The organism is Pseudomonas sp. NPDC077451, from assembly GCF_044543345.1.
Taxonomy (GTDB): Bacteria; Pseudomonadota; Gammaproteobacteria; order Pseudomonadales; family Pseudomonadaceae; genus Stutzerimonas.
Map to the genome: position 1 here is coordinate 104,930 of NZ_JBITVX010000006.1, position 20,463 is coordinate 125,392.

The 20,463-nt window shown below is 58.6% G+C and carries 17 protein-coding genes and 1 riboswitch; of the genes, 9 read left to right on the forward strand and 8 right to left on the reverse strand.

All coding sequences use genetic code 11. The features are described 5' to 3' along the window. Nucleotides 1-8: 8 nt before the first annotated feature. From ACIGHL_RS11840 to ACIGHL_RS11860, 5 genes are read left to right on the forward strand one after another with little or no spacing between them, the layout of a single operon-like run. The gene (locus tag ACIGHL_RS11840) at nt 9-1,739 is read left to right on the forward strand and encodes a carbamoyltransferase family protein (protein ID WP_064480723.1); all 1,731 of its coding nucleotides are present in this window, start codon (nt 9-11) and stop codon (nt 1,737-1,739) included. A 31-nt stretch (nt 1,740-1,770) separates the two neighbouring features. Further along, on the forward strand, nt 1,771-2,829 hold the full coding sequence (locus ACIGHL_RS11845) for a glycosyltransferase family 9 protein (RefSeq protein WP_446697562.1): 1,059 nt from the start codon (nt 1,771-1,773) through the stop codon (nt 2,827-2,829). Continuing rightward, a complete protein-coding gene (locus tag ACIGHL_RS11850) occupies nt 2,829-3,767 on the forward strand; it encodes a glycosyltransferase family 2 protein (RefSeq protein ID WP_446697563.1) in 939 nt (312 codons plus the stop codon). Before ACIGHL_RS11845 ends, ACIGHL_RS11850 begins: the two co-directional genes overlap by 1 nt. A gap of 1 nt (nt 3,768) precedes the next feature. After that, nucleotides 3,769-4,707, forward strand: a complete 939-nt coding sequence (locus ACIGHL_RS11855) for a glycosyltransferase family protein (RefSeq protein ID WP_446697564.1) — start codon at nt 3,769-3,771, stop codon at nt 4,705-4,707. Continuing rightward, entirely contained in the window at nt 4,701-5,588 is an 888-nt protein-coding gene (locus ACIGHL_RS11860; protein ID WP_446697608.1) for a glycosyltransferase family 2 protein, read from the forward strand. Before ACIGHL_RS11855 ends, ACIGHL_RS11860 begins: the two co-directional genes overlap by 7 nt. On the opposite strand, the gene ACIGHL_RS11865 is transcribed toward ACIGHL_RS11860, so the two are convergent. Genes ACIGHL_RS11865 through ACIGHL_RS11875 form a run of 3 tightly spaced genes read right to left on the reverse strand, consistent with a single transcriptional unit; the run spans nt 5,546 to nt 8,059 of the window. Continuing rightward, entirely contained in the window at nt 5,546-6,199 is a 654-nt protein-coding gene (locus tag ACIGHL_RS11865; protein WP_371916878.1) for a CatB-related O-acetyltransferase, read from the reverse strand. The two genes, ACIGHL_RS11860 and ACIGHL_RS11865, sit on opposite strands and share 43 nt — an antisense overlap. Continuing rightward, a complete protein-coding gene (locus ACIGHL_RS11870) occupies nt 6,177-7,412 on the reverse strand; it encodes an O-antigen ligase family protein (RefSeq protein WP_446697565.1) in 1,236 nt (411 codons plus the stop codon). Before ACIGHL_RS11870 ends, ACIGHL_RS11865 begins: the two co-directional genes overlap by 23 nt. Then, nucleotides 7,412-8,059: a BUD32 family EKC/KEOPS complex subunit gene (locus ACIGHL_RS11875; RefSeq protein WP_446697566.1), complete on the reverse strand. Its 648-nt coding sequence runs from the start codon at nt 8,057-8,059 to the stop codon at nt 7,412-7,414. Before ACIGHL_RS11875 ends, ACIGHL_RS11870 begins: the two co-directional genes overlap by 1 nt. A gap of 161 nt (nt 8,060-8,220) precedes the next feature. On the opposite strand from ACIGHL_RS11875, the gene msbA reads away from it, so the two are divergent. Continuing rightward, nucleotides 8,221-10,029, forward strand: coding sequence for a lipid A export permease/ATP-binding protein MsbA (msbA, locus tag ACIGHL_RS11880; RefSeq protein ID WP_446697567.1), 1,809 nt, complete (start codon nt 8,221-8,223; stop codon nt 10,027-10,029). A 25-nt stretch (nt 10,030-10,054) separates the two neighbouring features. Further along, nucleotides 10,055-11,476 carry a bifunctional D-glycero-beta-D-manno-heptose-7-phosphate kinase/D-glycero-beta-D-manno-heptose 1-phosphate adenylyltransferase HldE gene (gene hldE / locus ACIGHL_RS11885; RefSeq protein WP_446697568.1) on the forward strand — a complete coding sequence of 474 codons (1,422 nt, stop codon included), beginning with the start codon at nt 10,055-10,057 and terminating at the stop codon, nt 11,474-11,476. Between the two features lie 49 nt (nt 11,477-11,525). Here the strand turns inward: hldE and ACIGHL_RS11890 are convergent, their stop codons facing one another. From ACIGHL_RS11890 to ACIGHL_RS11905, 4 genes are all read right to left on the reverse strand, one after another. Beyond that, entirely contained in the window at nt 11,526-12,413 is an 888-nt protein-coding gene (locus ACIGHL_RS11890; RefSeq protein ID WP_446697569.1) for a metal ABC transporter ATPase, read from the reverse strand. A gap of 37 nt (nt 12,414-12,450) precedes the next feature. Then, nucleotides 12,451-13,266, reverse strand: coding sequence for an aldo/keto reductase (locus ACIGHL_RS11895; RefSeq protein ID WP_499176204.1), 816 nt, complete (start codon nt 13,264-13,266; stop codon nt 12,451-12,453). After that, nucleotides 13,263-14,435 (reverse strand): NAD(P)/FAD-dependent oxidoreductase, encoded by a 1,173-nt coding sequence (locus tag ACIGHL_RS11900; protein ID WP_446697571.1) that lies wholly within the window; start codon nt 14,433-14,435, stop codon nt 13,263-13,265. The genes ACIGHL_RS11895 and ACIGHL_RS11900 overlap by 4 nt, the downstream gene beginning before the upstream one ends. 67 nt (nt 14,436-14,502) lie before the next feature. Beyond that, entirely contained in the window at nt 14,503-14,835 is a 333-nt protein-coding gene (locus ACIGHL_RS11905; protein WP_045423971.1) for a DMT family transporter, read from the reverse strand. A gap of 144 nt (nt 14,836-14,979) precedes the next feature. On the opposite strand from ACIGHL_RS11905, the gene waaA reads away from it, so the two are divergent. After that, nucleotides 14,980-16,248: a lipid IV(A) 3-deoxy-D-manno-octulosonic acid transferase gene (gene waaA / locus ACIGHL_RS11910; protein ID WP_446697572.1), complete on the forward strand. Its 1,269-nt coding sequence runs from the start codon at nt 14,980-14,982 to the stop codon at nt 16,246-16,248. Nucleotides 16,249-16,393: 145 nt separating this feature from the next. Here the strand turns inward: waaA and ACIGHL_RS11915 are convergent, their stop codons facing one another. Then, nucleotides 16,394-17,845, reverse strand: coding sequence for a TolC family outer membrane protein (locus ACIGHL_RS11915; protein WP_446697573.1), 1,452 nt, complete (start codon nt 17,843-17,845; stop codon nt 16,394-16,396). Between the two features lie 193 nt (nt 17,846-18,038). After that, nucleotides 18,039-18,145, forward strand: a riboswitch (TPP riboswitch). 103 nt (nt 18,146-18,248) lie between these two features. Here ACIGHL_RS11915 and thiC point away from each other — a divergent pair. Continuing rightward, nucleotides 18,249-20,129, forward strand: coding sequence for a phosphomethylpyrimidine synthase ThiC (thiC, locus tag ACIGHL_RS11920; protein WP_446697574.1), 1,881 nt, complete (start codon nt 18,249-18,251; stop codon nt 20,127-20,129). The last annotated feature ends 334 nt before the right edge of the window (nt 20,130-20,463 follow it).

The window sequence follows — 20,463 nt, forward strand, 5'->3', positions numbered from 1 at the left end:
TTTTTACAGTGGCACTGACAATTCTCGGCCTTTCCGGCGCCCTCAGTCATGACCCATCCGCCGCTCTATATATCGACGGTAAGCTGATCGCCGCAGCCGAAGAAGAGCGCTTCGTACGCGATAAGCATGCGAAGAATCGCATGCCTTACGAATCAGCAAAGTTTTGCCTGGAACACGCTGGTATCAAACCCGCCGATGTCGATGTGGTCGCCATTCCTTTTGCGCCAATCAGCATCCTCGAGAAGGCTCGCTGGCATTATGCCAAGCGGTACTGGTACGCGCCGGATCGCGCGTTGGATGCCATTCTGTTCGGCAATCGCCGCTACAAGCGCTACTACAAGCGCATCCAGTGGTGCCTGCAGCAACTGGGTTTCGATCTGAAGAAGATCAAAATCGAGCCGGTTGAGCATCACCTGGCCCATGCATCGAGCGCCTATCACTGCTCGGGTTTCGCGGAAAAGACTGCGATCCTGGGTATTGACGGCAAGGGCGAGTACGCCACGACATTTTTCGGATATGGCGAGAACGGCCGCATCCATAAGATAAAAGAGTTTTACGATCCGGATTCACTGGGCGGGCTCTACGGCGCGATTACCGAATTCCTCGGCTTCGAGATGCTCGATGGCGAGTTTAAGGTGATGGGCATGGCGCCGTATGGCGATGCTGCCAAATATGATTTTTCGCGCCTGGCCAAATTTGAGAACGGTGAGTTGGTCATCAACACTGACTACGCCAACGTGATCGGTTTCCGCCGGCACAAGGACAAGGGCAAGGGGTACTACTTCTCGCCCAAGTTGATCGAGTGGCTGGGCCCCAAGCGCGAGGGTGATATCGCAGATGACCCTTATATCCACTATGCAGCCAGCATGCAGGCACTGTTCGAGAAGCTGGCGCTGCAGATGATGGATCACTATCTGGGCGACATCATTCGCGAAACGGGCAAGATCGCCTTCGCGGGTGGCTGCGCGTTGAACGTCAAGCTCAACCAGAAGATCATTGCCCGCGATGAGGTTAAAGAGCTCTTCGTCCAACCCGCTTCAGGCGATGCAGGAACAGCGGTAGGCGCTGCGGCCTATGTCTCACATCAGCGTGGCGTGCCGGTCGAGAAAATGGAGCATGTCTATCTCGGACCGTCTTACTCGAACGAAGACATCATCGCAGCCTGCGCGCGCCATCCGAGCAAGCCGACCTGGCAGCAGATCGACAACATGCCGCAGCGGATCGCGCAGATCATGGTCGACGGCAATCCGGTAGCGTGGTTCCAGGGCCGCATGGAGTTTGGCCCGCGCGCGCTTGGCGGCCGCTCGATCATTGGTTGTCCGAGCGTTCCAGGTGTGGCCAATCGGATCAACGAGCAGATAAAGTTCCGCGAGCGCTGGAGGCCTTTCTGCCCATCGATGCTCGATACCGTTGCGTCTCAGATGCTCAAAGTCGACCATCCGAGCCCGTTCATGACCTTCACCTTCGAGGTCAACGAGGGCTGGAAGGAACGCGTCGGTGAAGTGGTGCACGAGGACGGCACCTCTCGCGCCCAGGTCCTGGAGCGCAAGCACAACCCGCGCTGGTACGACCTGATGCTGGAGTTGGAGAAACTCACCGGCAACGGCGTCTCTCTTAACACCTCGCTCAATCGCCGCGGCGAGCCGATGATCTGTTCGCCCACCGATGCATTGAATATGTTTTATGGCTCGGACTTGCAGTACTTGATCATGGAAGATGTTCTGGTCGTTAAGCAGTGACCTGATAACAATAAGAGTGGGTGGAGCAAGCATGGTCTTGACGTTGATTTCGGGCGATGGGCCATCGGTAGATGAGTCCGGGCGCAACAGTTGCCGCATTGCGGTAGTGCCATCGATGGGATTAGGCGACAGCCTGATCTACCTAGTGATAGCCAACAACTTGGCGCGTGCTGGCTATAGGGTAACGATGCTTAGCAACCACTTGGCGCACTTCGCTCCTTGGTTGCCAGACCTAGAAATGTTGCCGTTTCCCGAAGTTGAAGACACGCTCGGCATAGCCGATGCATACGATCTGGTCATGTCGGACTGCGGCAGTATCGTCACCAGCGCTGCCTCCGATAAGGCGAGGCTTGCCGAGCGTTTTGTATTTGTGGGTACGCTTCGAGTCGACACGGCGTATGTTCATGATCACCTACCTCGGCTAAAACAACGAGTTGGCGCTGACAAGGCGAGCGTGATGTCGCGGATTGCGACCTGCGCTGGGCCGATGCGCGTGTTAAACGATGACAGCGTATCGATGGTGGACCAGGCAGTAGCTTTCTGTCAGTTGAAACTGGGGCTGGGCAATGCCTCCGCTGATCCGGGCTTTGTCATGCCCCATACTCTGATACCCAGACGTCACCCCTTTAGGGTGATGTTGCACCCTACGTCGTACAACGAAAAGAAGAATTGGCCCCACCAGAAATATCTGAACTTGGCGCGACGATTGCGGCTAAACGGCTATGACCCCCAGTTCGTTATCTCACCGAAGGAGTTCGCTCTCTGGGCGCCCCGACTGGGTGAGGAGTTTCCGATTCCCCGCTTCGCAAATGCGTGTGAGCTCGCGGCGTATTTGTATGAGTCAGGCTATGTAGTTGGTAACGACTCGGGCGTAGGCCATTTGGCCTCCGCGATCGGGGTGCCAGTACTAACGCTGTTTCGCAAACGGCGCGATGGCTTTTGCTGGCGGCCGGGGTGGGGCCGAAACGTCGTAGTTCGGCCTGTCATTTCGGTAGGTGCGTTCAGGAACAGCTGGAAGCGCTTTCTCAGCGTCGGGCGAGTCGAAAAGGCATTCATGCTCCTAGCCCGACAGCATCAGAGCGTCTCGTGATGGCTGGCCCGCAGACTCAGCAGGACGATTGTGAGCAACCGCTCATTTCGGTTGTCATTCCAGCCTACAACTATGCGCATACCTTGCCGCGTGCCGTGAGGTCAGTGCTACCTCAACTCCAGGCGTCTGCCGCTGAGTTGCTGGTGATTGATGACGGTTCTACCGATGACACACGTGCCGTTTTGGAAAGTCTGCTGGCTGAAGCCGGTAAGACTATGCGGGTAATTTATAAAGAGAACGGTGGTCCTGCCTCGGTACGGAATTTGGGGATAGCCCAGACGCGGGGGCGCTACCTTTTATTCCTGGATGCCGATGACGAGCTGGTGCCTGATGCATTACAACAGCTGGTCGCTCACATTGGCCGTTATCCAGACGCCAGGATGATCATAGGCGAACATTGTTCGGTTTCAGCAGATGGTCGCCAGCGCAGGCATCCGGTGCATCCGTTGCCGGAAACTGCTTATGCCCGTGTTCGAGCTTATTTACTTGATAAGACTATTGCGCTGTCTAATGGCGCGTGCGCCATGCATCGCGATGTATTTGCGGCGGGTAATTATCCGGAAGCGTTGCGCAGTAGCGAAGACATCCCCGTCTTTGCTCAGGCGCTTGCTCGCTACCCCTGCTCTGTACTGAATCGTCCGTTGGCGCTGATTCACAAACATGACACCAGCTTGCGACATAGCCTTATACATGCCCGAACAGCGCAGCTAAGGCTGGTCGATGAGGTGTTTACAGAGACGCGTATGCCGGCATCAATGCAGGTGTTCAAAAGACCCTTTGCGGCGCAACGCTGCCTATCCTTGTTTCGAACTTTCCAGAGTGCCGGGGCACTGAACGAGGCTCGATATTTCTACCGCGAAGCGCTGCGGTATGACTGGAAGGTGATATTTAACTGGTCTTATACCCGCAAATTGTTGCGTTCGATCTGGAGAGTTTGAAATGCGGGTGCTTGTGCTTAGCAGTGCCGACCGCGCATTGGATAACCGCATATTGTGGTCATCGTTACAGGGTGGCGCCCAAGTTGATGTGCGCTTTCTAGACAAGGACCAGCAGCGTTGCTTGCGGCGCTACTTTGTCGACATAGCGATTGATAAATATGAGCGTGTCATCCTTGACCTGATGTTCAAGCATGTTCGCACTCAGAGCCGATTTCTGCGCACCCTGCCGGCGCTGACCTTGTACGAGGAAGACGCCTATCTTGACTTCATGCCTGGATCCCGATGGAGCGGCGCGTTTGTACGCTTCTACCGGCGGTTGCCAGGGGTGCGGGTAATCAGCACGGGATTTGCCGTTACTAATCATCTACGTGCCGCTGGAGTCGACGCCCATTTCGTCCCAAAGGGGTTCGACCCTGCTCGTATGGTTCTGCAGAATCAAAAGCGCGATATTGAATTAGGGTTCATCGGGCGGCTCGGCAGCGCCGCGTACTCGGCCCGGCGAACGCTGCTCGAAGCGCTCGCGAAAGTGGAACCGCTGGAAATCATGCGTACCCACACTGCAAACGAATACGTAGACACACTCAACCGCATCAATATCTTCATCAGTGCCGATGTCGGACTAAGCGAATACATGGCGAAAAATTTCGAGGCCATGGCCTGCGGATGCCTGCTTTTGGCCAAGCGTCAGGGCCGGGGAGAGGAGGAGGCGTTAGGCCTGGAGGATGGCGTAAATCTGCTGCTATATGATGATCTTGCGTCGTTGCTGGAACGCTTGGAATGGGCTCGCGAGCATCCTGGCCTCGCTCAATCGATTGCGGTTAAGGGTCGTGAGCATGTGTTGGCGCGGAACGCCTACGACAAACTTGCACGTGAGATCAGCGATGTCGTCTCCGTCCCTTTTACTAACGTATCTTCGCAACCCTGGTGGAAATTTTGGTAAGCAACGATCCTTGTCCTAAAGTCAGCGTGATCATCGCTTCCTATAACCATGGGCCTTATATAGAGGCCTCTATTCGCAGCGTGATGGCCCAGACCTATCCTAACCTTGAGCTTCTCGTGGTAGATGATGGCTCAGCAGATGACAGCGTTGCGGTTATAGAGCGTTTGCAAAAAGAGTTCGGCTTCGATTTCAAGGTTCAGAAAAATCAAGGCCTATCTCGAACGCTCAATGCTGCAATTGCGCGGAGTACCGGTGAGTACGTTGCGCCGTTCGGCTCTGATGACGTCATGTTGCCAGGCCGGTTAGCAACGCAGGTCGAGTACATGCGCGATAAACCAGAGGTTGGTATTTGCGCCGGTTCCGTTACCAGCATCGGTCCAGATGGTACGCCGCTTGGCAACGACAAGCCTCCCTCATGGCGCCGATTGGATTTTGAGGATATTTTTCTCAATCGGAAACCCGGATCGCCAGCTGCAACTCTCCTGTTTCGCCGTGAGGCGCTAGAGACGGTGGGCGGGTTTGATCCTGAGGTGCGTCTTGAAGATCTTATTATCGAACTCAAGATAACGCGTGCCGGTTGGTTTATCGATGTGCTTGGGGAGGTAATGGCGCTCTACCGGGTTCATGCTACCAACACTTACAAGAACTACCCGTTCATGGTCGACAATGTACTGCGGACGTTTTCCCGTTTCAGCGATCACCCCGCATACGAGCAAGTCTGCAACAACTACCGCAATTCGATGTTTCTGAAGTGTGCGCGGCGAGACAAGGCTCTTGCCCGTCAGTTATTGAGCCAACTGCCGCTAAGCGCATGGGATGGAAAAACATTACGTGGGCTTTACCGTTTGCTACTGCCATCATCGGGACGTGATCGTGCATAACGCAGGAAACCTGCCAAATCATTGCTGCATAGCAGCGGTACTGTTCGGCGTATCTCCTCCTCAGGCCATTCCCACCAAGCAGTGTTTAGCAGTTCGTTCCGAATATGCTCATCGAAGCGCCAGCGTATTCTTGCGGCTGGGTTGCCAGCAACAATAGCGTAGGGTTCGACATCACGACTGACGACCGCGCCGTTCGCAATGACTGCGCCATGCCCGATGTTCACGCCGGAAAGAATGGTGCTATTGGCGCAGATCCAGACATCGCTGCCGATCACCACATCGCCTCGGGTGCCACCGTATTCGCGTATATCGCTAGCTTCCGGTAGATACGCGGGGAAGGGATAGGTGCTTACCCAGTCGGCACGATGATGGCCACCGAGAAATATCTGCACGTTGTCAGCAATCGAGCAATAACTGCCGATGCGTAACGTACTGCCTTCGTCCCAGTCGTGTACGCACGGCATGCCATAACTTCCCAGACCTATCTCATAGTTTGGATAACGTTCACGAAAGCGTACCTGGGGACGTAAAAATCTCGGTATCTCTGGGCGTCCCCGCAAGTTTTTTATTATTTTGCGCAGGCGCCGCTCAAACCCTTTGAGAACTTTCAAGGCCGTTACCCTTTCCACTGCTCGCGCCGATCCATGCGCTGATGGTCAATGCAAGCGGAATCCAAATCAGAAACCAGTGCTCTTTCGGGCGAGACAGGAAGTCGCGTCCCTCAGTGAGCCCGGCTACCAAGCCAAAGATCAACAGCGCCGAAGCAATCACTACCGCGGGATTGCTCCGGTTGCGCCAGCTGTAAACGAGCGCGATGGTGTACAACACTGTCCACAGCACCAGCCCCACTAGCCCACCCGCTAGCAGCACCGCCAACTCAATGTTGTGGGGGTCGTTAAAAATAAGATCCGAGCCTTTGAGTTCCAGCAATAATTGGTGCTCGTAGCCATAGCCGAACAAGGGCTGCTCGTTTGCAAGCTTCAGAGCTTCGATCCAAATGTCGGGACGATAAGATAGCCCTCTCGACATGATTGCCGATGGGTAGAGATATAAAAGAACAGCCCCTAACATCAGCCCTATCAAAATCACCATTAGACTCCGGCGGTTCACGTTCAGCATGCAGAGCCACAATGCAGTAGTCGAAAGCGCGAGAAGCGGAGTGCGTGAGCCGGTAGCTATAATCACAACGCTGAGAAAGGCCAGGCAGATCAGCGGCGCTGCCGAACTCTCTCGAGCAGCAAACCACGAGGCGAGCCAGAACGCTGCGAAGAAACCGTAAACATGCGCGCTAAGTAGCGGATTGTACAGGGCGCCGTATCCACTGAACCGCTCCTTACCAAGGATGCCGTGGCCGCTATATAGAAAATATCCATATGAAATTGCTCCGCTAATTGCGGCTGCTACCCCTGCCACTCTTAACGTTCGTGATAGCAAGTGCGCTTGATCCGAAGCCATCAGCGCCGCTGAGAGCAAGAGTACCAGCACATAGACCGGCCGTTTGATCAGAGACTGAGCTGACGTATCGCTATCTGTCCATAAAAGTGTAAGACACATGTAACTGGCGAATGCGATGTAGGCAATCATAATCGGATGGCGTAGCAGCCGGGCGCTAAGTGTTGGCTGCATTATCAGTGCAATCAAAGCAGGAGTTGCGATCAGCGCGTAATAGAGCTTGTGAAAGAGTGACCGGTCGCCGATCCAAAATAGTCCGGTTAGCAATGCTAGCCAGCCCACTGGTAAGACCAGACGGATGATCCATCGGGATGCTCGCACGGCTCGAGTTTCGGGGCTAATGATGATGCGCGAAGTCAAAGGGTTAAACATTACAGAGGGTCTGGAAGTAGTTGAGTTAGCTCGAACATCGCGACAGCTGGTTTGGCATGAAGGACATAGCTGTCGAAGAAAACGCGGTCGCCGTTATCGATTAACCAGTGTCTGTCTTCTGGATAGCGGAGGATATGTCGGAAGTTACGTAGTCGCTTACGCTTGCTGAGCGTTCTTCTGCCTGCGCTAAGGTCGGCTATATCAATTAGGCCCAGTACACCGTTTTCACCCAAAACGACATTGCCCAAATGCAGTGAGCGGAAATAGATTCCTTTATTGTGCAACTCGGCGACGAACGCGCCGAAGCGGGCACGTAACGCCAGGCGTTCGGTCGGGTCATCTATCTGACGCAGCGTCTTTCCCTGCAGCGGCGCATAGTGCACAAGGTCCCGCTGAAGCATTGCGACGCGGTACACGCCAATTACGCTCGGGCAGGCAATACCTCGGCTTTTGAGCGCTTCGATGTTATCGGCAAAGCGTTTGGCGTAGGGGTAGAGCAGAGCAGACGAAACGAGCCGCTTGCGCCGGAACAGTTTGAGGAACGTGCCGTCTGCCAAGCGCAACACCTTCTCTCCGTGCCCGTCAGCTTCGATGACTTGGGCATCAGCACGCAGCGTGCGGTATTGATCATGGGAAAGCGGGGTCATCTCTGGGGCGGCACCGAGCTGTATTTGGCGTGGCGCAGTTTACCCTAAGCGACAGGCGTGTTTCGGTACACGCTAGTGATTGAGCTCTTTTCTGTCGGGCGAAATAGCTTGAAATGCTCATGCTAGAATCGCCGCCTTTACCTCTGGATGTCCAGTCGCTGATGAGCAGAATCGATCAAACCGAAGCTCAGTCGTCTTCCAGCTTGAAGATTTATCTCCGGCTGCTTGGATATGTAAGGCCGTACGTTGGCTACTTCGCGCTCAGCATCGTCGGCTATGTCATTTTCGCTTCATCGCAGCCAATGCTTGCCGGAATCCTCAAGTATTTTGTAGATGGGCTCGCCGACCCGCAGGCAGTTGCGTTTCCTACGGTCCCCTTTTTGCGCGACCTTCAGCTGCTGCAAATCGTCCCGTTGCTTGTGGTTCTGATCGCACTTTGGCAGGGCATCGGCTCTTATTTGGGTAACTTTTACTTGGCGAAGGTATCGCTTGGTCTGGTCCATGACTTGCGGATGGCGCTATTCGACAGCCTGCTTAGGCTGCCGAACCCTTATTTCGACAACCATAACTCGGGCCATTTGATTTCTCGCATTACGTTCAACGTGACCATGGTGACTGGCGCCGCTACCGATGCGATCAAGGTTGTGATCCGTGAGGGCCTAACAGTTGTATTTCTGTTCGGGTATCTGTTGTGGATGAACTGGAAGTTGACGCTTGTGATGCTGGCAATCCTTCCAGTCATTGCGGTCATGGTTAGCAGTGCCAGCAAGAAATTCCGTAAACAGAGCAGCAAAATCCAGGTGGCAATGGGCGACGTGACGCACGTGGCTTCGGAGACTATTCAGGGCTATCGAGTCGTTCGCAGTTTTGGTGGCGAGACGTATGAATCGACGCGTTTCGCAGCGGCTAGTAGCGACAATACGGAAAAGCAGCTGCGCATGACCAAGACGGGCGCGGTTTATACGCCGATGTTGCAGCTTGTGATTTACACCGCGATGGCTGTGCTGCTGTTTTTGGTGCTTCTGCTGCGCGGTGAGGCAACTGCCGGCGATTTGGTGGCGTATATAACCGCTGCAGGATTGCTTCCAAAGCCAATCCGGCAGCTCTCCGAGGTCAGTTCCACCGTTCAAAAAGGGGTGGCTGGTGCAGAAAGCGTATTTGAGCAGCTCGACGAGCCGCCGGAGCTCGACGAGGGTACTGTAGAACTGGATCGCGTTAGCGGGCGGTTGCAAGTAAACGGCCTTAGCTTTACATACCCTGGTACACAGAAGCAGGTACTCCAGGATATTTCCTTCAGTGCCAGTCCCGGTCAGATGATCGCACTCGTTGGTCGCTCTGGCAGCGGCAAGTCGACTTTGGCTAATCTGATACCGCGTTTTTATCATCACAGCGAGGGGCAGATACTGCTCGACGACGTCGATGTTGAGCGCTTTACGCTGCGGAACCTTCGCAGACATATTGCTTTGGTGACGCAGCAGGTCAACCTGTTCAACGACAGCGTAGCCAACAACATTGCGTATGGTGATCTCGCGGGTGCGCCACGTGAGGATATCGAGCGGGCTGTCGAAGCCGCTTACGCAAAAGAATTCATCGACCAGCTCCCTCAGGGGTTGGACACTCAGGTTGGTGAGAACGGTGTATTGCTTTCCGGTGGGCAACGTCAACGGCTTGCGATCGCACGGGCACTCCTCAAAGATTCGCCGGTGCTGGTACTAGACGAGGCGACGTCCGCTCTGGATACCGAGTCTGAGCGGCATATTCAGGCCGCTCTTGATCAGGTCATGAAGGGCCGCACCACGTTGGTTATTGCACATCGGCTTTCCACCATCGAAAAAGCAGACTTGATCCTCGTAATGGATCAGGGGCGAATTGTTGAGCGCGGCTCTCACGGTGAGTTACTCGCAATGAATGGCTATTACGCCAGGCTCCATGCGTTGGGTCTGGATGGTCCCGCTGAGACAATTGATTAATCAGGTATTTACTGCGGAGCCCCTTATGAAACTATCCATGCCCCGATTCGACCAAGCCGCCGTTTTGGTGGTCGGTGACGTTATGCTCGATCGTTACTGGCATGGCGGCACGTCGCGAATCTCCCCGGAGGCGCCGGTTCCGGTGGTCAAGGTCGAGCAGGTGGAGGATCGGCCGGGCGGGGCGGCGAACGTTGCGCTGAATATTGCAGCGCTTGGTGCGCCGGCGGCGCTGGTCGGGGTTACCGGGGTCGACGAGGCGCAGCAGAGCCTGACCGATAGCCTTACTGCTGCGGGGATCGGGGCCTACTTCCAATCCATCGAGCATCAGCCCACGATCATCAAACTGCGGGTGATGAGTCGCCATCAGCAGCTGTTGCGAATGGATTTCGAGGAGCCCTTCGATACGGATCCCGCCGCGTTGCTTAGGCAGGTCGAGGCGCTGCTGGATGGCGTCAAAGTGTTGATTCTGTCCGATTACGGCAAGGGCGCGCTGCGTAACCACCAGGCATTGATTCAGGCGGCTCGCCAGCGCGGTATCCCGGTGCTGGCCGATCCCAAGGGAAAGAATTTCGAGATTTACCGAGGCGCTTCGGTGATCACGCCGAATCTCGGCGAGTTCGAGGCCATCGTTGGACACTGCACGGACGAAGCCGAGCTGGTGGCCAAGGGGGCCGAGCTGATGCACAGCCTTGAGCTCGGTGCTCTGCTGGTGACTCGCGGCGAGCATGGCATGACGTTGCTGCGTCCGGAGCATTCGCCGTTGCACCTGCCTGCTCGGGCTCGCGAAGTGTTCGACGTCACTGGTGCTGGCGACACTGTCATTTCTACCCTGGCCGCCGCTATAGCTGCAGGCGAGGAATTACCGCAGGCCGTAGCCCTCGCCAATCTCGCCGCCGGCATTGTCGTCGGCAAGCTTGGGACCGCTTGTATCAGTGCCCCGGAACTGCGCCGCGCGGTGCAGCGCGAGGAGGGTTCCGAGCGAGGTGTGATGACACTGGAGCAGCTGCTGACGGTGATCGAAGATGCTCGCGCCGAAGGCGAAAAGATCGTGTTCACCAATGGCTGTTTTGACATTCTGCATGCCGGCCATGTGTCCTACCTGGAGCAGGCGCGTGCCCAGGGAGATCGCTTGATCGTCGCGGTGAATGATGACGGTTCGGTGAGTCGCCTGAAGGGGCCGGGTCGGCCAATCAACTCGGTTGATCGGCGCATGGCGGTGCTGGCTGGCCTCGGCGCAGTCGATTGGGTCGTGTGCTTCGCAGAAGACACACCGGAGAATCTACTCGCCGAGGTCAAGCCGGACGTGTTGGTCAAGGGCGGTGACTACGGTGTCGATCAGGTTGTGGGAGCGGACTTGGTCACCGCCTATGGCGGCGAGGTCAAGGTACTGGGGCTCGTAGAAAACAGCTCTACCACGGCCATTGTCGAGAAAATCCGCAAGCGATAACTAGCGCCTGCCGCCCAGCCAACCTGGCTGGGCAGGCTATCTCTTCAGTTCAACCGGATGCCGCCAAGGTGTTGGCCTTGATCCAGTCACGCCAGCTGATCCGCTCTTCTCGCACGACCCATTCGTCCTGGCTGGCAAAACTTTCCGACAGCCACAACCCGCGCGTGCTGGCCGGAACGGGCTGACCCTTGCGTAAGGTGAACAGCGCGGCGGTCGGGCGGCCCTGAAGCAGCGGAACCAGATAGAGGTCGGGTCTGCTGCGGGATAACTCAGCAACGAGCTTGCCGTCGTCCAGGCGTTCGTCAACGTGGAACAGGCTGAGCTCGCGGGTTTCCTTCGGCAATTCAAGGCGCATGTCGTAGACCAGCTGCAGCGAAGCAGTAGGCAGATGAACATAGGCTCGCGGCCGCTCCATCAAGGTCATCTGGCCACATTGAATCGGCCTGGCCGAGCCGGAAAGCGAGGCGAGGTTGAAGTGCACCGCCTCGCGATAGCGCAAGCTGCCCTGATAAGGCGCTGGCAGCCAAGTATCACCGAAGCGCCCCGCGAGCCAGCCTTCAGGCGTCTCCATCAAGCACTCTTCAGCGACTTCCTGGATCGCGGTCAGCAGCGGCAGGCTGAGCTCATGGGCGGGGACGTAGCCAGAGATCAACTTGAGCACCACGTCGCCCCGGTCCTGGCGTTGCTGGCGCACCAATACCCAGTATTCCTGACCCTGCCAGCAGAGGGTCAGGCGTACCGAGACGCCCAGGTTTGCCAGTTCGACCTTGAAGCGGCTGGGATCATCGACAGTCACTGGCCGGCGGCGTTCGAGCATCTCGCTGAAATTGAGTGGCCGTCCGAGGCTCTGGTAACGCAAGCCTTCCGGGCTCGCTTCGACGAGCAGCGGCAGCGTCTTGAAGGCTGTGGGATTCTTGCGGATCAGCACACGCGGCATCGGCTCCTCCTGGCAGTAGGCGGCCGTTTGGCCGTGTTTATTGTTGTTGGGATATAACGGCTGCGGCGGTACGCACGTTATCTGACAAGTGTTGCGGGTTGATGGTGCCAACGATGGCGGCGCCAACGCCGGGGTGGCCGAACAGCAGTTCGAAGCTGAGCCGTACGGGGTCCTCGTCTGGCGTCAGGCAAACATGGCCGCTGGCGAGCGCCTTCTTGACCAGGATGCCCTTGGCGTGTACCTGAGCGTAGTCGAGCACCGGCCGCTCGGCCTGCTCGTTGAGGTTGTAGGTGACCATCGCACAGTCGCCATGCTCAAGGGCGAACAATCCGCCTTCCACGGTCTTGCCCGACAGGCCGTAGCCGAGGATCTTGCCCTCGCGCTTGAGCTCCGCGAGCGCTTCGTAAACGCCACTGTGCTGCAGAATCTCCAGGTCGCGCCCGTCCGAGTGCACCAGTACAAGGTCGATACGGTCGGTTTTCAGCCGCTTTAGGCTGCGCTCGACGGACAGGCGGGTATGGGCTGGTGAGAAATCGAAATGCGAACGACCGTCGATGAATTCCTCGCCGACCTTGCTGACCACCACCCAATGGTCGCGCTGGCCTTGCAGCAGCGGGCCCAGGCGCTGCTCACTGACCCCGTAGGCGGGCGCGGTGTCGATCAGGTTGATCCCGAGATCGCGTGCTAGAGCAAGCAGTTGTCGCGCCTGCGAGTCGTCGGGAATACGAAAGCCGTTGGGGTACTTCACGCCCTGGTCACGGCCCAGCTTGACGGTGCCCAGGCCCAGCGGCGATACATTCAGACCGGTACTGCCGAGCGGGCGATGCAGGTGGTGGAGGGTCGTTTCCATCAGACCAAACCTTCCCAGAATGGCCGGGTGATCGCAGGGCGGGGCAGCTGAGGCAGTGGCGCCAGCGGTTGCGGTTGGATGCCGTCTCGGACCAATGCGCCTTCGACGCGATCAGCGAAATCCGGCGACAACGCCAATTTGGTCGGCCAGCCAACCAGCAGACGGCCCTGTTCCGCGAGAAAGGCGTTGTCCGGTCTCGCCAATGCCGATTGCGCCGGCTCAGCTCGATCGATGCGCAGCGTTGCCCATTTCGCCGCGGACAGATCGATCCAAGGCACCAGCTCGGCCAGTTCTTTCTTCGCAGCCGCAATCTGCGCCGCCTCATCGCGCGCCACCCCGCCCGCTTCGGCGAGATCGCCGCCCAGGTACCACACCCATTCACCATCTTCAGCCGGGTGGCTGGTGACAGTGATGCGAGGTTTGGAGCCGCCGCCAAGGCAATGTGCGTAAAGCGGCTTCAATGTAGGCGCCTTGACGATGACCATGTGCAACGGACGCTTCTGCATCGCCGGTTGGGCGAGCCCCAAGGCATTCAGCAGTTCGGCATTGCCCGCGCCTGCCGTCAGCACAATGCGTTGAGCGCGTATCGAGCGACCGTCGACGACTAGCCCCGTCAGTTCGCCGTTTTCCCGTAGTGGCTCGATTCGTTCGGCTTTAAGCAGGCCCGGGCCAGATAATTCAGCGAGTCGCTGGATCAGGCTAGGGACATCCAGCACCAGCTCGCTAAGGCGGTAAACCTTGCCTTTGAAGCGAGGATCCTGCAGCGCTGGTGGGAGTTCGCTCCCCTTGACCTGACCAACGCGTGAGCGGACGGCTTTGCTGGCAAAGAAGCTGGTGAGGTTGCCGGTCAGCGTGCCTGGAGACCACAGATAATGCGCGTCGGAGAGCAGGCGTACGCCGGAAAGGTCCAGTTCTCCGTTGCCGGCAAGCGCCTCGCGCCAGCGTCGCGGCATATCGGCGATGGCTTCGGATGCGCCGGTCAGCGCGCCGCTCAATGCGTACTTGGTTCCGCCGTGGATTATGCCCTGTGACTTGACGCTCTGCCCGCCGCCGAGCACGCCTTTGTCCACCAGCAGAGTCGAATAGCCCCGCCGGCGCAGGCGTGCGTTCAGCCACAGGCCGGCGACTCCGCCGCCAACGATCAAAACATCGGTGCTGAGTGAATCGGACATGGGCGGGCCTCATAGAGAAATCAGGCGCGCAGTATAACCGCTCACCTGTCGGCTTCAGCCGATCTGGCTAATGTCCCGTGCTGCCGGAAAACAGCTGAATCACCACGACGCCAGCCACGATCAGCGCCATGCCGAGCACTGCCGGAAGGTCGAGCTTCTGCTGGTAGATGACAGCCGCTGCGATGCTTACCAGGACGATGCCTAGGCCGGCCCAGATGGCGTAGGCGATTCCCACAGGGATGGTCTTGACCACCAGGGCAAGCATCCAGAACGACAGGCTGTAGCCCGCGATCACCAGAAACAGCGGTAGCGGGCGACTGAAGCCCGCCAGCGACTTCATGGACGTGGTGGCAATCACTTCGGCGGTGATAGCGATGGCGAGATAGAAATAGCCAGTCATAAGGTCTCCGGTTGCGGGCAGTGCCGGTCTGCGCTGCGTTCATTCGGCTCCCGCGGAACGGGCAAGTTCTGCGCAACGGTAGCGGATTTCGCTTCGCGCTTCGCTGTGGCCGTTGCATTCGCCCCTTTGCTAAGCTCCGCGCCCATGAATCGTGCCCTCTATACCCTGCTGTTTCATCTCACTTTGCCACTGATCGTGGTTCGTTTGTTTTGGCGCGCCCGTCGAGCGCCGGCTTATCGAACGCGCATCGGCGAGCGCTTCGCTGTCGGGTTGCCGGAGTTTCAGCCGGGTGGCATCTGGGTGCATGCGGTGTCGGTCGGCGAAAGCATTGCTGCGGCGCCGATGATTCGGGCGCTCAAGGAGCGCTATCCACAGCTGCCGATCACCGTGACCTGCATGACGCCGACTGGCTCAGAGCGCATCAAGGCGTTGTTTGGCGACACCGTGCAGCACTGCTATCTGCCTTACGATCTGCCCTGGGCGGCATCGCGCTTTCTAGAGCGTCTGCGGCCGAAGCTGGCGGTCGTGATGGAAACCGAGTTATGGCCCAACCACATTCACCAGTGCGCGCGTCGCGGCATCCCGGTGACGCTGGCCAATGCTCGGCTCTCCGAGCGCTCGGCACGCGGCTATGCACGCTTCGCCCGGCTGACCGCGCCGATGCTGGCCGAGCTGAGCCTGATCGCGGCGCAGACCGAAGCCGAGGCCGTGCGCTTTCGACAGCTCGGTGCCCGTGAGACCAGCGTGCAGGTCACTGGCTCGATCAAGTTTGACCTGAGCATCGACCCGGCGCTGCTTGAGCGCGCCGCTCAGCTCCGTACGCAATGGGGCGCCGTATCCCGGCCGATCTGGATTGGCGCCAGTACGCACGCGGGGGAGGACGAAATTCTGCTGGCTGCCCATCGCTTGCTGTTAGCAGAGCACCCTGACGCGTTGCTGATTCTGGTGCCGCGCCACCCGGAGCGCTTCGGCTCGGTGTATGAGCTGTGCCGAAAACAGGGCTTCGCTACGGTTCGGCGGTCGCTAGCGGAGCCGCCGCAGTCCGCTATACAGGTAGTACTGGGCGACACCATGGGTGAACTGCTGTTTCTGTTTGCACTCGCCGATGTCGCTTTTGTTGGCGGCAGCCTGGTGCCGACCGGCGGGCACAACCTGTTAGAGCCTGCCGCATTGTGCAAACCCGTGCTGACGGGACCGCACCTGTTCAACTTCCTCGATATCGCCGCGCAGCTACGCGATGCCGGTGCGCTTGCCGAAGTTAGCACTGCACCTGAGCTGGCATCTACAGTAGAGGCATTCTGGGTCGATCCCGCGCGCGCCGAGCAAGCGCGCAGCGCAGGCTTGACAGTGCTGAAGAACAATCAGGGCGCGTTGGGCCGTTTGCTGCAGGGGCTGGGGTCTCTACTCGGTTAGCCGGGTATCAGCCTGGTTGCGAACGCTCCTGGTGACCGAAAATCTGCCTCAGAAATAGTGGTGTTCCGCCAGGCCCGTTGCAGACCTGACTATCCTTGGAATTTCTTCCAGCTGAACGTAGCGGTATCCCGTCCGGCGATGCCAACTACTCGATGCGCACCGGGCGGGCGAAGTTCTCGGACAGATCTGGCGGCAGGAAGTCAGTGTCCGGGTCGTAGTCGGTTTTCAGATAACGCTGCAGATCTTCCAGGTCGCCCGGGTTGAGCGTTCCGGCCGCCTGTTTCAGGCGCAGACTGTCGATGATGTAGTCGTAGCGGGCATTGTTGTAGTCGCGCACCGAAGCGAACAGGCGGCGCTGCGTGTCGAGCACGTCGACGATGTTGCGGGTGCCGACCTGGTAGCCGATATCGGTCGCCTCCAGGGCGCTCTGGTTGGAAACGATCGACTGCCGCCGTGCCTGCACCTGTTCCACATCGGTATTGACCGCCCGATAAAGGTTGCGTGTGGTTTCGACCACCTGACGACGCAAGCTTTCACGCTGTTGCTCGGTCTGGGTCAGCTGGTGGAAGGCTTCGCGGCGCTGGGAGCTGATCAGTCCGCCGCTGTATAGCGGGATGTTTAGCTGCAGGCCGATGCTGCGTTGCTCGACGTCGCCGGTGTAGCGGGGGATGCCAGTCACCGCTTCGCTACCCGTGTTGGTGAAACCGAGGCTGTCGTTGTCGCCCTTACTGTAGCGCGCCACAGCGTCGAGGGTCGGCGCATGCCCAGAACGACGCTGGCGCAGCGTTTCCTCGGCAGCGTTGACGGCCTGATTACTGGCCAGCAGGTCGAGGTTCTGCCGCGTGGCGGTGTTGACCCAAGCGCTGGCGTCATTGGGGATGGGCGGCAGCACCGGCAAACTGTGCTCGATGCCTTCCAGTGCCAGATACTCACGGTTGGTCAGGGTGAACAGCGCCTGGAACGCATCGTCCACTTGCCGTTGTGTAAGCAGTCGGTTGGCGCGCGCGGTGTCGAAACCCGCCTGAGCTTCGAGCACATCGGTACGGTCGGACAAACCAACTTCGAAGCGCTCGTCAGCCTGGTCGAGCTGGCGCTGAAAGGCCGACTCTTCGGCCTTGGCTGCGGCCAGATTGTCCTGGGCACGTAACACGGCGAAGTAAGCTTGCGCCGTGAGGCGAATCAAGTCCTGTTCGGCGATCGAGTACTCCAGCGCGGCCTGTTCGCTGATGGCTTCGGCCGCCTGCAACTGGAACCAGCGTTCAGGTCGAAAGATCGGCTGGCTGAGGGTCGCCTGATAGACGGTGCCGCTGCGTGATAGTGAGCGCGACCCCATGGACGTGTCGACATCGGTGCGGGTATTGCTGAGTTCCGCACCGCCGCTGAGGTTCGGTAGCAGGCCAGCGCGCGCTTGCGGCACGACTTCCTGGATCGCCTTGAATTGGGCGCGTGCCGCGGCGAGGTCGGCGTTGTTTTCAACAGCCTGTCGGTAGACGCTAACCAGGTCGGTCCGAGCGGAAAGTGGAGGTGCTGTCTCGGCCCAAGTCAGCCCGGACGAGGCGACGGACACGGCGAGTGCCAACGTGAGTCTGCGCAGCATGTGCGTCTTTCCCTGAAGCGAAGTGATGGGCAAGGCTATGCGCGGGCATGCAGACGGTCAAGGCGCTTGAACAGGGTGGTCGGGCCCTTGTTGGAGGCGATCAAGCATCAGGGTGTCAGGGATGGATATGACCCGGCGGTCGTGGCAGCTGCCATCGGCATGGTATTCCCAGCCACTCTTGATTAGACTCGGCCCGTTCTTGTCGGGGTGCCTTGAAGCGAAGGCTGAGATCGGAAAGTTCCGGATCCCGTTGAACCTGATCAGGTTAAGGCCTGCGTAGGGAACAAGATGTGCTCGCCAGTCTTTCGGCCAGCTCTCTCGGCGCCAGTCCCGGCGCGCCCCGATGCCCTTTTCCCGCCGTGTTTTTCAGGTTCGCTCCGACAACTTTCGAGGAGCTAGCCTGATGCGTGCAGAACAACAAAACCTGAGTGAATCCGCCCAAGTCGATCAGGGATCGATCCAGCCTTTCCCGCGTTCGCAGAAAATCTACGTCCAAGGCTCCCGCCCGGACATCCGCGTGCCGATGCGTGAGATCAGTCTGGACGTTACGCCCACCGATTTCGGCGGTGAGATCAACGCGCCGGTTCTGGTCTATGACACCTCCGGCCCTTACACCGACCCGAGCGTGACCATCGACGTGCGCAAAGGCCTGGCCGATGTGCGCTCGGCCTGGATCGACGACCGTGCCGATACCGAGCTGCTCGACGGCCTGACCTCGCACTTCGGCCAGCAGCGCCTGGCCGATGCCGAGCTGACCAAGATGCGCTTCGCCCATGTACGTAATCCTCGCCGCGCCAAGCCGGGCAAGAACGTCAGCCAGATGCACTACGCGCGTCAGGGCATCATCACGCCCGAAATGGAATACGTCGCCATCCGCGAAAACCTGAAGCTGCAGGAAGCGCGCGCGGCCGGCCTGCTCACCGAACAGCACGCCGGGCAGAGTTTTGGAGCGTCAATCCCGAAGGAAATTACCGCCGAATTCGTGCGTGACGAAGTGGCACGCGGCCGCGCCATCATTCCCGCCAACATCAACCACACCGAGCTCGAGCCGATGATCATCGGCCGCAACTTCCTGGTGAAGATTAACGGCAACATCGGAAACTCGGCGCTGGGGTCCTCAATCGAAGAAGAAGTGGCCAAGCTGACCTGGGGCATTCGCTGGGGCTCGGACACGGTGATGGACCTGTCCACCGGCAGGCACATCCATGAAACCCGCGAGTGGATCATCCGCAACTCGCCGGTGCCGATCGGTACCGTGCCGATCTACCAGGCGCTGGAAAAGGTCAACGGCGTCGCCGAAGACCTGACCTGGGAGCTGTTCCGCGACACGCTGATCGAGCAGGCCGAGCAGGGCGTGGACTACTTCACCATCCACGCTGGCGTGCTGCTGCGCTATGTGCCGCTGACGGCCAAGCGCGTCACCGGTATCGTCTCGCGCGGCGGCTCGATCATGGCCAAGTGGTGCCTGGCGCATCACCAGGAGAATTTCCTCTACACCCACTTCGAGGAAATCTGCGAAATCATGAAGGCCTACGACGTCAGCTTCTCGCTGGGCGATGGCCTGCGCCCGGGTTCGATCGCCGACGCCAACGATGCCGCCCAATTCGGCGAACTGGAAACCCTCGGCGAGCTGACCAAGATCGCCTGGAAGCACGACGTGCAGTGCATGATCGAAGGTCCCGGTCACGTCCCGATGCAGTTGATCAAGGAGAACATGGACAAGCAGCTGGAATGCTGCGACGAGGCGCCGTTCTACACCCTCGGCCCGCTGACTACCGATATCGCGCCGGGCTACGACCACATCACCAGCGGCATCGGTGCGGCCATGATCGGCTGGTTCGGTTGCGCCATGCTCTGCTACGTCACGCCCAAGGAGCACCTGGGCTTGCCGAACAAGGATGACGTCAAGACCGGGATCATCACCTACAAAATCGCCGCGCACGCCGCTGACCTGGCCAAGGGTCATCCGGGCGCACAGATCCGCGACAACGCTCTGTCCAAGGCACGCTTCGAATTCCGCTGGGAAGACCAGTTCAACCTCGGCCTGGACCCGGACACCGCACGCAGTTACCACGACGAGACTTTGCCGAAGGATTCGGCCAAGGTTGCGCATTTCTGCTCGATGTGCGGGCCTAAGTTCTGCTCGATGAAGATCACTCAGGAAGTCCGGGAGTACGCCGCGCAGAACGGGTTGACCGATGAACAAAAAGCGATCGAGGCGGGCTTTAAGGAACAATCCTCGCGCTTCAAGGATGAAGGGTCGGTGATCTACAAGCAGGTGTAGCGGCTGGGATCGGCCACTACGTCGTAGGGTGGATGTCGCTTTTTTACATCCACCGTTCCGCCGTTCGGTGGATCGATGAAGCGTGATCCACCCTACGAAACAGCCAGGGGCAGCTGCGTGGCCCGACTGTAGGGTGGAAAACGGCGGAGCCTTTTCCACGCGTCGACCAGCCACTTCTGTCGAAATGATTCGGCGGCCAATCGGGACATTTCGTTTAAGGCGGGTAAGCCTTCGGCGTTATCCGTTCTTCAGGTCGCTGCTGATGTTCCTTCCGTGAGGCGAAACACTCGTGCTCACGGTTGTGCCGGGCAACCGGCTTCTTCGAGAAAAACAA